The 14794-nt window shown below is 68.0% G+C and carries 14 protein-coding genes, 1 tRNA gene and 2 pseudogenes; 5 read left to right on the top strand and 12 right to left on the bottom strand.

All coding sequences use genetic code 11. The annotated features are described in order from the left end of the window. Positions 1-284: 284 nt before the first annotated feature. The 6 genes and pseudogenes from LUX31_RS37900 to LUX31_RS19920 form a co-directional block, all read right to left on the bottom strand. On the bottom strand, positions 285-401 hold the full coding sequence (locus LUX31_RS37900) for a DUF397 domain-containing protein (protein WP_443046061.1): 117 nt from the start codon (positions 399-401) through the stop codon (positions 285-287). Continuing rightward, positions 364-757 (bottom strand): annotated as a pseudogene (locus LUX31_RS19945) (Scr1 family TA system antitoxin-like transcriptional regulator); the annotation flags it as partial. The pseudogene LUX31_RS19945 and the gene LUX31_RS37900, both read right to left, overlap by 38 nt. A 436-nt stretch (positions 758-1193) precedes the next feature. After that, positions 1194-1619: a PIN domain-containing protein gene (locus LUX31_RS19935; protein ID WP_235476138.1), complete on the bottom strand. Its 426-nt coding sequence runs from the start codon at positions 1617-1619 to the stop codon at positions 1194-1196. After that, a complete protein-coding gene (locus tag LUX31_RS19930; RefSeq protein WP_235476137.1) occupies positions 1616-1894 on the bottom strand; it encodes a ribbon-helix-helix domain-containing protein in 279 nt (92 codons plus the stop codon). Before LUX31_RS19930 ends, LUX31_RS19935 begins: the two co-directional genes overlap by 4 nt. Before the next feature lie 62 nt (positions 1895-1956). Next, on the bottom strand, positions 1957-2850 hold the full coding sequence (locus LUX31_RS19925; protein WP_235479985.1) for a phosphorothioated DNA-binding restriction endonuclease: 894 nt from the start codon (positions 2848-2850) through the stop codon (positions 1957-1959). Between the two features lie 56 nt (positions 2851-2906). Beyond that, a complete protein-coding gene (locus tag LUX31_RS19920; protein WP_235476136.1) occupies positions 2907-5585 on the bottom strand; it encodes an ATP/GTP-binding protein in 2679 nt (892 codons plus the stop codon). A gap of 268 nt (positions 5586-5853) precedes the next feature. On the opposite strand from LUX31_RS19920, the gene LUX31_RS19915 reads away from it, so the two are divergent. From LUX31_RS19915 to LUX31_RS19905, 3 genes and pseudogenes are all read left to right on the top strand, one after another. Next, the gene (locus tag LUX31_RS19915; protein WP_235476135.1) at positions 5854-6108 is read left to right on the top strand and encodes a type II toxin-antitoxin system Phd/YefM family antitoxin; all 255 of its coding nucleotides are present in this window, start codon (positions 5854-5856) and stop codon (positions 6106-6108) included. Between the two features lie 12 nt (positions 6109-6120). Continuing rightward, positions 6121-6381 (top strand): Txe/YoeB family addiction module toxin, encoded by a 261-nt coding sequence (locus LUX31_RS19910; RefSeq protein WP_235476134.1) that lies wholly within the window; start codon positions 6121-6123, stop codon positions 6379-6381. A 101-nt stretch (positions 6382-6482) separates the two neighbouring features. After that, positions 6483-6689 (top strand): annotated as a pseudogene (locus LUX31_RS19905) (site-specific integrase); the annotation flags it as partial. A gap of 77 nt (positions 6690-6766) precedes the next feature. Here LUX31_RS19905 and LUX31_RS19900 read toward each other — a convergent pair. The 3 genes from LUX31_RS19900 to LUX31_RS19890 all read right to left on the bottom strand — a co-directional run bounded on the left by LUX31_RS19900 (position 6767) and on the right by LUX31_RS19890 (position 8640). Continuing rightward, a tRNA-Pro gene (locus tag LUX31_RS19900) sits at positions 6767-6840 on the bottom strand. A gap of 42 nt (positions 6841-6882) precedes the next feature. Beyond that, positions 6883-7662, bottom strand: coding sequence for a Pr6Pr family membrane protein (locus tag LUX31_RS19895; RefSeq protein ID WP_235476133.1), 780 nt, complete (start codon positions 7660-7662; stop codon positions 6883-6885). 54 nt (positions 7663-7716) lie between these two features. Beyond that, positions 7717-8640: a metallophosphoesterase gene (locus LUX31_RS19890; RefSeq protein WP_235476132.1), complete on the bottom strand. Its 924-nt coding sequence runs from the start codon at positions 8638-8640 to the stop codon at positions 7717-7719. A 78-nt stretch (positions 8641-8718) separates the two neighbouring features. Here LUX31_RS19890 and LUX31_RS19885 point away from each other — a divergent pair, with 78 nt between their 5' ends. Continuing rightward, on the top strand, positions 8719-9183 hold the full coding sequence (locus tag LUX31_RS19885) for a GatB/YqeY domain-containing protein (RefSeq protein ID WP_235476131.1): 465 nt from the start codon (positions 8719-8721) through the stop codon (positions 9181-9183). A gap of 89 nt (positions 9184-9272) precedes the next feature. Here LUX31_RS19885 and LUX31_RS19880 read toward each other — a convergent pair whose 3' ends face one another. Next, on the bottom strand, positions 9273-11537 hold the full coding sequence (locus LUX31_RS19880) for a transglycosylase domain-containing protein (RefSeq protein WP_235476130.1): 2265 nt from the start codon (positions 11535-11537) through the stop codon (positions 9273-9275). A gap of 409 nt (positions 11538-11946) precedes the next feature. Here LUX31_RS19880 and wblA point away from each other — a divergent pair, with 409 nt between their 5' ends. After that, positions 11947-12285 (top strand): transcriptional regulator WblA, encoded by a 339-nt coding sequence (wblA, locus tag LUX31_RS19875; RefSeq protein ID WP_198655578.1) that lies wholly within the window; start codon positions 11947-11949, stop codon positions 12283-12285. Positions 12286-12296: 11 nt separating this feature from the next. On the opposite strand, the gene LUX31_RS19870 is transcribed toward wblA, so the two are convergent. Then, on the bottom strand, positions 12297-13748 hold the full coding sequence (locus tag LUX31_RS19870; protein WP_235476129.1) for an ArsA family ATPase: 1452 nt from the start codon (positions 13746-13748) through the stop codon (positions 12297-12299). Beyond that, positions 13745-14722 carry an ArsA-related P-loop ATPase gene (locus LUX31_RS19865; protein WP_235476128.1) on the bottom strand — a complete coding sequence of 326 codons (978 nt, stop codon included), beginning with the start codon at positions 14720-14722 and terminating at the stop codon, positions 13745-13747. The genes LUX31_RS19870 and LUX31_RS19865 overlap by 4 nt, the downstream gene beginning before the upstream one ends. Positions 14723-14794 lie beyond the last annotated feature (72 nt).

Here is a 14794-nt window from a genome sequence, read left to right as displayed (position 1 = left end):
CTTCCTGATCGGTCAGGCCCTCGTGCCGGGACTGCAATCCCGGTCGAGGGCCGTTTCTGTTTGCGGTTGTTTCGGCGAACGTAACCGCCCGTATCCCGCCCCTGCAAGCCGGTCACTCGTACGGGTGACGCGGGCTGCGCGGCCGGGGAGGGAGGGTGGGTGGGTAGTTCTTTCCCCCGGTTCTTTGGGGAGGTCAGTGGCCCGCCGGACCCTCGCGGACAAGGGCCCGGTGAGCCCGCACGACGGACGGCGGCCGGGGCTCGGCCGCCTCGGGGACGGTGGTGTCAGGCCTTCAACTCGCCTATGAAGGCGGCCCAGGAGGCGGCATCGAAGCACAGCGCCGAACCCTGCGGGACCTTGCTGTCACGGACCGGGACGACGGCCCGGAACTCGTCGGCCACCTCCACGCAGTCGCCCCCCTCCTGATTGCTGTAGCTGCTCCTGCGCCAGACGGCGCCGTTCAGTTCGGGAAGGGACCTTCGCTCCACGGTGGTTGTCCTCCATCACGGATCGGATCATGTCCAGTGAGCACATCGTGCTCACCCTGGTCGAACGGCAGTACCTGCACGGTGATGTGGGGTTCCGCAGTGGTCCCCAGCAGCCGCGCCAACTGCTCGCACATCACCACCTGGCCTCCGACGGGCCGCCTGAGCACCGCCTCGTCGAGGACCGCCCACAGCTCGGGCCGATCGGGCGTGCAGAGCCGCTCCTGTCGCCCCATCCGGAGGGAGACCCGCTCTTCCAACTGCTCCTCGCTTGGGGTCAATTCCGTTGGCCAAAGCGTCACTTCCGTTCCTTACGGGATGAAAAGTAAGGCTGTGTCACCTGTCGAGCGTAGGGCGATCGGACGACTCTTGAGCACAGAACGTGACGACTCGCGTACGCCACGGGACGACTCAACTCGACAGACAAGGACGGACAAGCCGTGCCGACAGGAACGACCACCCCGGGACACGAGCCACGGCGGAGCGCCGCGCTCCTTGCGGAGACCGTCGAGCTCGTCGGTGAAACCCCCGAACTCCCATCGTTCGCAGAGCAGTTCGTCTCCTCACCGCGAGGTGCACAACTCGCCCGACGCCTCGCCGCCCGGCGCATGGAGGAGTGGGGGCACCCGCAGGCATCGGACGCGTCGTGCACGGTCGCCCTCGTGTTCTGGCTGCGATGGAGCGGGTGCCGCAGGAGCGCTGGTCGGGTCACATCTTCTTGACGACGATCGTGTCCGGGACCAGCCTCTCCAGGTCGTCGACGTCCGAGGTGAAGACGGTGACCTGGCCCTTCTGCTGTCGCGCAATGACGGCGAGCACGGCGTCGATCGCGTACTTGTGGCCGTGCAACTTGGCGTCGGCCAGGAGGCGGCGGGCCTGGCGGGCCTCGTCCTTGCCGATGTCGGTGACCTGGAGTCGGGACAGTACCCAGTCCCAGCGCTGTTCGGTGGTTCTGCCGTCGTACGCCTCGACCAGTGTCATAGGCGACGTCACCACCTCGGCCTCCCCGCGTGCCGCGAGGTCGAGCCAGGCGATCATCTTCCGATCACCGCGCACCGCGAGGGAGAGGGCTTCACAGTCCAGTACGAAGATACGGAGCGGCCGCTGTCGATGCTCACCGGCTCGCTTCTTCACGCAGCCTCTCCGGCGTTGTTCTTTCCGGCGGCTCGACGTCGCTCATGAGCGACGTCGAGTTCCTCCAGCTCGTCGAGCGCAGCCGCATGCTCGTCGTCAGTGACGGGTCCGTGTTCTTCCTGCAGCCAGTCGACCAGCTCCCGGAGTCGGTCCCGGTCGCGCTTGAAGCGCAGCGCCTCGGCGACGTACGCCGACAGGCCCCGCTCGGCCGCGTCCGCGCGGATCTCGTCCAGGAGATCCTCGGGAATCGTCACGGTTACCTTCTTCGTCGCCATACAAGAGACCATACTCTTGGTATTGCGCTCCTTACCAGTGGGCGCGGTCGACGATTCGACGGTCAGGCGGCCGTGGCGGGGCGTGGGCTGCCGTGGAAGACCTGGCTGGTGTGCCAGGAGCGGTGGATCGCCGCGACGGGGTGGGCACCCGGTTGAGGTCCGATGAGCGGGCGGTCGGCGAGCGCTATGACGTGTTCGCGGGCGGTGGGGCTGTGGCCGACGAAGCGCTGCGAGACCAGGATGCGGTGACCGTCACCGATGCCGAGGACGCCCATGTCGAAGAGCTTGTGGTGCAGCGAGCACAGGCACAGTCCGTTTTCGACGTCGTCAGGGCCGTCGAATGCCCACCAGCGCACGTGCGCGGCCTCCAGCCCGACCGGCACCGCGCCGATCCTGCCGTCGTAGCCGCAGAAGGCGCACCGGTACTCGTAGGCCGTCAGGACCCTCTCCCGCATCCGCGGATCCCGCCGCCTCCGCACGGGCGAGAGCTGTCCGATCTCCGTCGGCTCCAGCTCCAGACCGACGGCCTCGCACAGGTCGCCGTGGAGCGAAGGCGGGAAGTGCAGGTCGAGCAGGACCCGCGCCATCCGGCCGAGCAGCGCCGGTTCACGCCGCAGCTCCGCCCGCAGTTCCGGCGCCAGCCGCCCCGTGGCCCCCGCGGCCCGCAACTCCCGCACCCCGCTGCCGGGGCTGCCCGGTCCGCGATCGGTGCGCACCTCCCACACGCCGTCGCTCACCAGATGGTGGAACGGGTAGGCCGGAGTCGTCCTGTTCGGCGGACCGTACTCGGTCAGCAGCCGCTGCAGATCCTCCTCCACCGCGCTGTACCGCAGTTCGCCGGTGGCATCCTGCTGGAACCGACCGAGGGCATACAGCAACAGCAACGGCTTGTGCGGAGCGCGGGTCCCACTTCTGCTCCACTGCCTCAGCATTGCGGTGCGCTCCAGCCAGTCCATGACCGGCGATCGTAGTCGCGCCTCGCTGACCAGCGATCTGCGCATGTGCGGAAAGCCTAAGGAGTCGTGGCGCGGTGATTGCGACGTGTCATAACCAGGTGGCGCCATCGTTCGCGGGTCTGTTGTTCTCCGTCGATCCACCGTGCTCGCGCGGTGTGTTCGGGAAGCGGAAGGCCAGCCATGAAGTGGGCGATGTCGACGTAGTAGGCGTAGTCGCCGCTCCGCGTGAGTTCGCGAAGGCGGGTGATCGCGGTGGCAAGGTCGTCCTGGGCGTCGAGGACGGCGTGGTGGAAGCACAGGGCCAGTTGCAGTTTCGCCGCCGCGTAGGAAATGCCGGAGACGCCGATTTCGGCGAGCAGCACGGCCGCCCGGCCGGGCAGGTCGGCGGCGAACCCGGCATCGCGTACGAGCACGGCGATGCGGGCGGTCATTTCGCTGGAGCGCAGGCTGAGGTGGGACAACAGCCGTTCCGCCAGATCGAGTTCGTCATCGGCCCGAAGCGGATCGGAGAAGGAGACGGCGAAGGCGAGATGCGCCTGCACCATGGCGGTCTCGCCGACCACACCGTGCTCCTCGGCTTCGCTCCGGCCTGCCAGGTAGGCGGCTGTCGCCCGCTCCATGTCGCCCTGCACCCACCACACGTCTCCCAGTACCCGATGGTGCCGCCCCTCCCAGCCCAGCCTCCCCGCGGCTTCGACCGCGGTCGGGAAGTCTCCGGACAGTCGGCTCAGGTGTGCCAGGCCGCGCCGAGCCGCGGAAGCGAGCCGACCGTCGGCGGAGGCGACGCGCTGCATCCCGCGACGCGAATCATCGGTCAGACCGAGGTCTCGCTGGGCCTTCGCCAGGTAATACGTGGCGAGTTCGACGAGGTCATCGGGGAGCTGCTCCGAGGCGAGGACGGCCGAGAGCCGACTGGCCGTGCGTTCACGGTGCTCGTGCTGGCGCCGGGCGACGGCGCTCAGCGTTTCCACCAGGGCATCCGCAGCAGTCTGCAGGCCACCTGACGACGTGGCATCGGCGGCGGGAAGCGCCAGCGGTTCCCAGACGGAGTCCCCTACGTACTGGAATGCGGCATCGGCGAGCCAGTCGAGACCGAGACGGAAGTCCCGTGCGAGGAGCAGTCCTTGCTGGAGACAGCCGACGAGGACAGCTCGATCGTGTCGCAGGTCCTGGCGCCACTGTGATTCCAGAGCGTGGAAGGCTCGTTGGGCCGTGCGCTGCCAGTCCTGCTCCGACCAGCGGTCGTCACTGCCGTCGTCCGCGTTGCGAATGGCGGCGCGGATCAGGTCGTGGACATGGAAGGGCCACACACCGGAAGAGAACTCCTCCCGGATGAAGGGGCGCTCGGTCAGCCGTAGGGCGGGCGCGTCGTGGTCCATGCCGGCGGCTTGGGTGGCCAGGGGTACAGAGAACGCGCTGAGCAGGCTGACCGCGCGGAGCACGTGGCGCTCATCGGCGGTCAGGTCGCTGAGGGTACGGGCGATCAGGGCGGGGAAGTCGTGGTCGAAGTCGGTGACCTGCGGCTGTCTGCCGCCGCGTCGGAGTTCCAGGTAGCGCATGACCGACAGGTCCAGGTACAGAGGCAACCCGTGGGAGCGCTCGGCGATGATCCGGCGGACCGGTTCGTCGATCAGCGGCTGCCCGTCGCGGCTCAGCCTGCGGACCAGGTAGTCCTCGCAGTCTTCGGGAGAGAAGCCGCCGATCAGGACCTGACGGCCCGATACAGCTTGCTGCACAGTTGCCGTGTCGGCTGCTGCGAGACCGGGCCACGCCTGCGGCCCGGTCCAGTCGAGCTGCCCCTCCAGGCTCGTCTCCGCCCATTGGAGGCGGTTGCGTCCGGTGACGACGAAGAACGCGTTGGGCATCAACCACACGATGCGTTGGAGCAGACGCTCGAAGTCGCGGTGCGTGCGGTCGCCGGTGTCCTCGAAGGTGTCCAGCAGGATCACGGGTAGCGCGCTCTTGTCGGCCGGGATTTGAGCCAGGTCCCAGGCGAGGAGGTGCGGGTAGAAGCTGAGGGCTTCCAGGTCGGGCTCGGCCTCCAGGAGGTCGGCCAGGCGGGAGCAGCCGGCGAGGGCGCGTACGGACTGGCGCCGCTCGCGTAACGCCTTGATGAGCGCTCCGGCCCCGTGCCCGAGCGCGCTCCCGACGGTGCCGGGCAGGAACAGGGCCTGGGCGACGTCGCTGAGGGCGGACTGCATCTGCTGGGGCAGGGCGGCAGCGGCGCTGAAGCGGCTCAACAGTCCGCCCCGGCGCAGGTAGTCCTCGATTGGTTCGCCCGGGTGGTTGTGCTCCCAGTAGCGGCGCAGGGCAAGGTCGAAGGCGGGCATCGGCCGACCGAGCGCGGCGACGGCAAGACGGATGGTGAGGACGACGCGTTCGAAGTCCATGCCCGCAGCGCGCGCGAGATCGATACGGACCGGCAGCGTCCGCTTCTCGGGGTGGGACGGCGATTCCCATTGCGCGGGGCGGTGCTCGCTGCGGGTGAGCGATGCCTCGATCTTGCGGGAGAGCGTGGACTTGCCGATCCCTCCCACGCCGTGGAAGACGAGGATGTTGTGGCGGGGGGCTTCCAGGTCTTCCACGTCGAAGTCCGCACGGGTCACGTGCCGTAGGTGCTCGGCAAGGCCGGCCGTTACGGCCTGCCACTGTGCCTGCCGGTTCGTGAACGCCTCACTGGCGGCGATGCTCCGGTCGTTCGAGCTGAACAACGTTCGAAGGTCCCGCCCTGCCACAGCTCCCCCTGACGATCAACTGGAGCCAATCTATGCTCCCTTGAGGAGAGCCTGGCAAGTCCGCATTCAGGCATCGTCTCGCGCTCGCCGGTGGCCACCGTAGGGATCGCCGACGTGCGGTGCATGGTCCACGATGCTGCCTGCCATGTTTCACCCGCCGCGGAACCTGCGCGCGGGAGGTTGCTCGGTCGCAGCCGTCGTTCAGGTGCTTGCCGCACTGCCGAGGTCGACGTACAATTTCTTGTACGTTGGTGAAGGAGGGGTGATCGTGAAGACCATGACGTATTCCGAGTCTCGCGCGCGGTACGCCGAGGTGCTCAATGCCGTTACTGACGACCGTGAAGAGGTCGTCATCACCCGGGCCGGACATGAACCGGTCGTCATCGTCTCCCTTGAGGACTATGAGTCCTTGAAGGAGACGGCGTACCTGTTGCGCAGCCCTTCGAATGCCCGGCGCCTGCTCGCATCCATCGACGAGCTGGAAAACGGCGGCGGGACCGTACGCGAGCTGACGACCGACTGACGCGGGCCGCGAATGAAGATCACCTTCTCCTCCCGCGCCTGGGAGGACTACCTCTGGTGGCAGCTTCAGGACCGCAAGATCCTGAAGCGCATCAATACGCTCATTGCGGACATTGCCCGGAACGGCAACGAGGGGATCGGGAAACCGGAACCGCTCAAGCACGGATTCCAGGGCTACTGGTCGCGCCGCATCAACGACGAGCACCGGCTGATCTACAAGGCCACCGAGGACGGCGTCCTGATCGCGCAGTGCCGCTACCACTATGAGAACTGACGCGACACGAGCGGATCGCGCGGGCTACGCGCGATAGCGCTGCTCCCTGGGGCCATGTCGTCGGGCGGCAGGTATGGGTATCCATCGCCGAAGGGACCGACCCGCAGGAGTGGACGCCCCGGGAGTTTCGGCAGAGCTTCGTGTCGATCCTGTCTGACAACGGCCTGCTACTGGAGGAGATCTCCCGTCTGGTCGGTCACTCCAGTACGGCCGTCGCGGAAGAGGTCTACCGGAAGCAGATTCGCCCGGTGATCCAGTCCGGTGCGACCGCCATGGACGGCATCTTCGGCGCCGGTCCGAAGTGGTAGTCACGCAGTTGGTCACGCAGCACAAAATCAGGGCCACCTACTACTTCAGTAGGTGGCCCTGACCTGCTGCTTAGCTGTCGGGGTGGCGGGATTTGAACCCACGACCTCTTCGTCCCGAACGAAGCGCGCTGCCAAGCTGCGCTACACCCCGATGTCGCTGCTTGTCCTGCTTGTCGTGGCGACGTCGTTTACTTTAGCCCACCGGTGGCCCCAGGCGAAATCCGGTTTTCGTGCGGTGGTGGACCGGGTTCGGGCGGATGTGGTCGAGGGTTACGAGGGTGACGGCCAGGGCGTAGAAGGCCAGGCCGAGAAGGAGTGCGTTGGCCAGGACGCTCTTGTAGCCGTGCTCGGCCACGTCCAGGAAGCCGTACAGATAGCGGCCCGGTGTGCCGGGCAGGAGCAGCTCGCCTCTCGCCAGGGAGAAGGCCAAGTACGCCATGGGGTACAGCAGCCACGGCGCCGCCTGGCGCAGGTGCAGCCGGCCCGAGGCGGTCAGCAGCAGCCAGTTGACCAGCGCCGCGATCGGGATCGCCGTATGCAACAGCTGGTTGGTGATGGCGTGCCAGCCCGTGGACGGAGAAGGCACCGCGAACGGGCTTGATGCGTTCGCGACCAGCAAGTGGTGGACCAGGGCAGCGATCAACGCGTACAGGAGCGTGGCGCCCGTAAGGCCGGCCGGCAGCGGGCGGCGGGCCGTCCAGGCTCGGCGGGCCGAGATCGTCATGACCAGGGTCAGCAGGATGCTGCTCTGGATCGTGAAGCGGCTCAGGACCTCCGCGGGGCTGCCCAGGAGGAGTTCCATCGTGACGGCCGTCGCCGCCGTCGCTGCCGTCAGCAGGCGGAAGATCGCTGTCGCCGGGCGGCGTACCGGGGTCACCACCGCCGTCGCGGGGACGGGGGAGGGGAGCAGGGCCGCGGGTACGCCGGGGAGTGCGGGGAGGTCCGGTATGTCGCTGGGTATCGGGGCGGTCATGCCCTCACGCTAGGGCGAGGGCGTAAATCGGGCGATTCGGGCGGGCTGTGTGGGTTACGGGCCCGTCAGCGTCAGCAGGGTCGCCTCCGGGGGGCATGCGAACCTCGCCGGCGTGTAGCGGTTCGCGCCGCAGCCCGCCGAGACGTGGAGGTACGACGTCCTGCCCTCCGCCGTGTGCGTCGACAGGCCCTTGACGCGGTCCGTGTCCAGGTCGCAGTTGGTGACCAGGGCGCCGTAGAAGGGGATGCACAGCTGGCCGCCGTGCGTGTGGCCCGCCAGGGTCAGCGGGTACGCGTCCGCCGTGAACGCGTCCAGGACCCGGAGGTAGGGGGCGTGGACCACGGCCAGGGAGATGTCCGACGACGACGACGGGCCGCCGGCCACCTCCTCGTAGCGGTCGCGCTTGATGTGCGGGTCGTCCAGGCCCGTCAGCTCCACCGACATGCCGTCGATCTTCAGCGTGCCGCGCGTGTTCGTCAGGTTCAGCCAGCCCGCCGTGTCGAAGCCGTCGCGCAGCTGCTCCCACGGGTTGTGGATCACGTTGACCGCGGGCGCGTTGCCGTTGAGGCCGTGCTTGCCCTGGATCTTCTCGACCAGGTACCGGGCGGGGTTACGGGGCGTCGGGCCGTAGTAGTCGTTCGAGCCGAAGACGTACGCGCCCGGGAACTCCATCAGCGGGCCCAGCGCGTCCAGCACCTCCGGCACGCCCTCCGGGTCGGACAGGTTGTCGCCCGTGTTGATCACGAAGTCGGGGCGCAGACCGGCCAGCGAGCGGAGCCAGCGCTGCTTCTTGTACTGGCCGCCGACCATGTGGATGTCGGAGACCTGGAGGACGCGGAGCGGGCGCATTCCGGCGGGCAGCACTGGCACGGTGACCCGGCGGAGGCGGAAGAAGCGGGCCTCGAATCCGACCGAGTAGGCGAGGCCGGCGGCGGCAACCGCCGTGATTCCCAGGGGTACTCCGTATCGCGCGCGCATGCTCCCATCGTGTCAGGCGGCGAGGTGCGGTGGAAATCCGCGGGCGGTCCGCTCGCCGCACCTGCGACAATCGTTCGCATGACCACGCTCAAGTCGAAGCTCAGGGAAGACCTCAACGCCGCCATCAAGGAGCGCGACGAGCTCCGCTCCTCGACGCTCCGGCTCACCCTCACCGCGATCACCCAGGAGGAGGTCTCCGGCAAGGAGAAGCGCGAGCTCTCCGACGAGGAGGTCACCAAGGTGATCACGCGCGAGGCGAAGAAGCGCCGTGAGGCCGCCGAGGCGTTCGCGCAGGGCGGTCGGACCGAGTCGGCCGAGCGGGAGAGGGCGGAAGGCGAGATCCTCGCCACCTACCTGCCCAAGCAGCTCAGCGACGACGAGCTGAACCAGCTCGTCGCCCAGGCCGTCGAGGAGGCGAAGGCGGCCGGCGCGGAGGGGCCGCGGGCCATGGGCCAGGTCATGAAGATCGTGAACCCGAAGGTCGCGGGCCTCGCGGAGGGCGGCCGGGTCGCCGCCGCCGTCAAGAAGCTCCTCGCCGGCTGACCGGCCGCCACAGAGACCAACGCGCCTGTACGTCGATGGGGGCGCCCTTCTCAGGAAGGGCGCCCCCATTCACGTACTACGCGGCGTCTCTACGGGAAACCCCCGGTGCTGTTCCCGTTGTTGCCGCCGTTGTCGTTGCCCTGGATGAAGCCCTCGGGGAGGGAGAAGGTCGGGGTCGGGAGCGTCGTGTTGCCGCCGTCCGTGCTGTTGCCGCCGTTGTCGTTGCCCTGGTCGTCCCCGTTGTCGTCATCGTCTCCGTTGTCGTCGTCCGGCCTCTGGACGGGCGGTTCGATGATCGGTACGAGGTTGAACTGCCCGGAGTCCTTGCCGTCGAGGGCGCCGGTCATGGCGTCCTTCCAGATGGGGCCCGGGACCTGGCCGCCGTACACGAGTTCGTTCCAGACGCCGCCGATCCTGATGTTGGTCATCTTCACGTTCTGCATGGCGCTGCCGACCCAGACGGCGCCGGACAGGGTCGGCGTGTAGCCGACGAACCAGGCGTTCTTGCGCTCGTCCGTCGTACCCGTCTTACCGGCGTTGTCGCGGTCGGTGAGGCCGGCCGACTGGCCGGTGCCGGAGTCGACCACGCCCTGGAGCAGGGTGTTGATGGTGTCGGCGGTGGTCTCCGACATCGCGCGCGAGCACGTCGACTTCGGGACCTCGAGCGACTTCTGCTTGCCGTTGGCCTTCTGGGTGATCGACTCGATGGCGATCGGCGTGCAGTACATGCCCCGGGAGGCGAAGGCCGCGTACGCGCTCGCCATCGTCAGCGGGGAGATGCCCTTGGAACCGAGCGCGATGGCGGGCACCTCGGGCAGCTTGTCGCCGTTGCCCTGGGTGACGTGCAGCGCGTCGGTCATCTTGACCACCGGGCAGAGGCCGATGTCGGAGATCATCTGCACGAAGTAGGTGTTGACCGACAGCTCCATCGCCTTGCGCAGGCGGTACGGGCCCTTCTCCGTCTCGCTCTCGTTCTCGACCTTCGCCTTCTCCTGGTTGGTCCACGGACTGCCGCTGCACGTCTGGACCGGGCTCGGGTACTCCATCTCGTACGGCGCCGAGTACTCCTGGATCGCCGGGCGGCCCTCCTCCAGGGCGGCCGCCGCCACGAACGGCTTGAACGTCGAACCGGTCGGGAAGCCGTAGTTGGAGCCGCCCCGGTCGCTGCCGACCGAGTAGTTGATCTCGGTCTCGTTCTTGCCGTAGCCGTACGGCTTCGACTGGCCCATGCCGAGGATCTTGCCGGTGCCCGGCTCGACCAGCGTGACCGCCGTCGCGACCGAGTCCGACTTGTACACGTGCTCCTTGATCGACGCCTGCACGGACGCCTGCGACTGCGGGTCCAGCGTCGTACGGATGGTCAGTCCGCCCTGGTTCCAGATCTTCGCCCGGGCCTCGCGGGTCTTGCCGAAGACCGGGTTGCCGAGGAACTCCTGCTCGACGTACTTGCAGAAGAAGCCCGCGCCCTTGACCGCCGCGATGCAGCCGTTCTTGGGCTGGCTGACCTTCAGGCCGAGCGGCTTCTTCTTCGCCTCGGCGGCCTCCTGCGGGGTGATGTCACCGACCTCCGCCATCCGCTGGAGCACGGTGTTGCGGCGCTTGGTGGCCTCCGCCGGGTCGTTCACCGGGTCGTACCGGCTCGGCGACTGGACGAGACCGGCCAGGAGGGCCGCCTGGGGGAGGGTGAGGGCCTTGGCGGACTTGGAGAAGTAGCGCCGGGCGCCGGCCTCGACGCCGTAGGCCTGCTGGCCGAAGAACGTGATGTTCAGGTAGTTCTCGAGGATCTTCTTCTTGCCCAGCTCCTCCTCGACCTGGATCGCGAACTTCAGCTCCTGGACCTTGCGGCCGACGGTCTGCTGCGTGGCCTGCGCGACCTTCGTCGGGTCGTCGCCCGCCTCCTCGACGAACACGTTCTTCACGTACTGCTGCGTGAGCGTGGAGGCGCCCTCCGCGACGCCGCCGCTCTGCGCGTTCCTGTTGAGGGCGCGCAGGACGCCCTTGAGGTCGATCGCGCCGTGCTCGTAGAACCGGGAGTCCTCGATCGCGACGATCGCCTTCTGCATGTACGGCGAGATGTCCTTCAGCTCGACCACCGTGCGGTCGCGCGAGTACACCGTGGCGATCTGGCCGCCCTTGGCGTCCAGGATCGTGGTGCGCTGGCTCAGCGGCGGGCGCTTGAGGTTGGCCGGGATCTCGTCGAACCCCTCGACCGACCCCTTCGCCGCGAGACCGAGCGCGCCGACGGCGGGCAGCGCGATGCCCGCCATGACGGCTCCCGCGAGCACGCTGACACCGAGGAACTTGGCGGCCTGCTGCGCTGCCGACAGGCCACCACCCGATCGCTTGTTTGGCATGGGGGCAGCCTACGTTCTCATTCGCCGGACACGCGTACAGGCCTTGGCCTAAGCTGCTCACAACTGTCACAGCAGTGAGGTCACGTATCAATACGTCCGTGAGACCCGAATCGTTTCGGATGTAGTCCAACTTTTTTTGGTGAGTACGTGCCCGAATCCGCCTTGTGTGTCACCAGGTGTCCGTTGTGACCCAGCTGAACTGTCCCGGTTTGCCGGGATAGTCACGCATGTCGGTCGCTCACTCCCCCGGGTGATCTGCCGCTTACCCATAGTCCGTTCGGGCCATTCAAGATTGGGCCCGAAGGGGGTGTTGCGCTGTGCCCACCTTCCGTAACGTCCTCAACTGGCGGCGGTGAATATGCCGCTGCCGCCGTGGGGGAGCCTCGATTCGGGAGAGGACGGCGCCGGTATGGGCTGGGTAACCGACTGGAGTGCGCAGGCGGCCTGCCGCACTACCGATCCGGATGAACTGTTCGTTCAAGGAGCAGCGCAGAACAGGGCCAAGGCGGTGTGCACCGGATGTCCGGTACGCACGGAATGCCTGGCCGACGCGCTCGACAACCGCGTCGAGTTCGGCGTGTGGGGAGGAATGACGGAGCGGGAGCGCCGCGCACTGCTGCGCAGGCGTCCCACCGTCACCTCATGGCGTCGGCTGCTCGAAACCGCGCGAACGGAGTACGAGCGGGGGGTGGGAATCCTGCCCCTCGACGAGGAAGAGGTGTACGAGAGCTACTTGGCGGTCGGCTGAGCCGGTCCCGCTCACTCACTCGCCTCCGGCAGCTTCGTCGACGCTGACGGCTCCGGCAGCTCCGGCCGGTCGGTCGCGAGCCGGTTGCCGATGTTCCGCAGTCCCGCGAGGTCATGGACGTCGCCGGGCAGTGCGGCGACCTCGGTCACAGCCACCTCCGGGTGGAGCGCGGTGAAGCGGTCACGTGTGCGCTGCTCGCGGGAGAGCAGTTGCATACGGTCGGCGTGCAGCCGGAGCAGGCCTGCGGTGAGTTGTTCGACGGTGGGGTCGTTCGCTTCGGCCGTCGGGGCACTGTCGGTGGCGATGGGGGAGCCTTCGACGTGTTCTTCGACGTCTGCCTCAGGACCTGCGGGAACTTCGGGAGCCGGTGTCTCGGAAACTGCGGGAGCTGGTGTCTCGGAAACCTGGGGTTCTGAACTGCCGTACGTGTCGGGAGAGTTACGAAGACCAGCTTTCCCGTCCTCCTGATCCACAATGCGGGGCTCTTCAAGATTTTCCGCGGCGGCGAGTGCGCGCTCGGCCGACAGCTGGGCGGCGCCGCTGCCGTGGACCCGGTTGAGCACCAGTCCGGCGAGCGGCATGTCCTCCGCGGCCAGCCGCTCCACGAAGTACGCGGCCTCGCGCAGCGCGTCCCGCTCCGGGGCCGCCACCACGAGGAACGCCGTGCCGGGTGCCTGCAGCAGCTGGTACGTGGCGTCGGCGCGGGTACGGAAACCACCGAAGGTGGTGTCCATCGCGGCCACGAACGTCTGGACGTCCTTGAGGAGTTGACCGCCCAGCAGCTTCCCCAGGGTGCCGGTCATCATCGACATCCCGACGTTCAGGAACTTCATCCCCGCGCGCCCGCCCAGCTTCGCCGGCGCCGTCAGCAGCCGGATCAGCCGCCCGTCGAGAAACGACCCGAGCCGCTTGGGAGCGTCCAGGAAATCCAGCGCGGACCGCGACGGCGGAGTGTCGACGACGATGAGATCCCACTCGTCGCGCGACCGCAGCTGCCCCAGCTTCTCCATCGCCATGTACTCCTGCGTGCCCGCGAAGCCCGCCGAAAGCGACTGGTAGAAGGGGTTGTTGAGGATCGCGGCGGCCCGCTCACGGTCGGCGTGCGCCTCGACGATCTCGTCGAACGTCCGCTTCATGTCGAGCATCATGGCGTGCAGTTCGCCACCGCCCTCGACGCCCTTGACCCGCCGCGGCACGTTGTCGAGCGAGTCGATGCCCATGGACTGGGCGAGCCTGCGGGCCGGGTCGATGGTGAGCACGACCACCTTCCGCCCCCGCTCGGCGGCCCGCAGCCCGAGCGCCGCCGCGGTGGTCGTCTTACCGACCCCACCGGCCCCGCAGCACACCACGATCCGGGTCCCCGGGTCGTCGATCAGCGGATCGACTTCGAGCACGCGCGCAGGGGACAGCCGATGACGGGTGCCACCGTCCTGCGGGTACGAGGACGTGGGCTCCGGACTCATGACATCCCCTGCTTCCGCAGCTCGTTGGCCAGTTCGTACAGACCCGCCAGGTCCATGCCCTCGGTGAACAACGGCAGTTCGTGCGTAGGCAGCCGCAATTCACTGAGCACGGACCGCTGTTCGTGCTCCAGCGCATACCGCTCGGCGTACTCCTCGGCCTGCGTCAGCAGCGGGTCCACCAGCTTCTCGGCGTTCCCGCCGCGCCGCGCCCCGCCGAGCCCGGCGGCAGACAGGGACTTCGCGAGCGCGGTACGGGGAGCCGCCCGTACGAGTTCCAGCTCGTCCTCGTCCAAAACCTCGGGCCGCACCATGTTGACGATGATCCGCCCCACCGGCAGCTTCGCCGCCCGCAGCTCGGCGATACCGTCCGCGGTCTCCTGGACGGGCATCTCCTCCAGCAGCGTCACCAGGTGCACCGCGGTCTCGGGCGACTTGAGCACGCGCATCACGGCCTGCGCCTGATTGTGTATCGGGCCGATCTTCGCAAGCCCGGCCACCTCGTCGTTGACATTGAGGAAGCGGGTGACGCGCCCGGTCGGCGGAGCGTCCATGACGACGTAGTCGTAGGCGAACCGCCCGCTCTTGTCCTTCCTCCGCACCGCCTCGCACGCCTTGCCGGTCAGGAGTACGTCCCTGATGCCCGGGGCGACGGTGGTGGCGAAGTCGATCGCGCCGAGCTTCTTCAGGGCGCGGCCCGCGCTGCCGAGTTTGTAGAACATCTGGAGGTAGTCCAGCAGCGCCTGCTCGGGGTCGATGGCAAGGGCGAACACCTCCCCGCCACCGGGAGCGACGGCGATCTTCCGCTCCTCATAGGGCAGCACTTCGGTCTCGAAGAGCTGCGCGATGCCCTGCCTGCCCTCGACCTCGACGAGAAGCGCGCGCTTCCCCTCGGTGGCGAGGGCGAGCGCGAGCGCTGCGGCGACCGTGGTCTTTCCGGTCCCGCCCTTACCGCTGACGACCTGGAACCTGCTCACGTATTCGAGGTTAACCAGTCCGGCTCCGAGCTACGCCGGAGGCTGTGGACAACGTGCGTGCGAGGCGTCTGG

The sequence above is a fragment of the Streptomyces sp. GQFP genome, from assembly GCF_021545335.1.
Classification (GTDB): domain Bacteria; phylum Actinomycetota; class Actinomycetes; order Streptomycetales; family Streptomycetaceae; genus Streptomyces.
The sequence above is the reverse complement of the archived record's forward strand: the minus strand, read 5'-3'. Positions and strand labels throughout refer to the sequence as shown.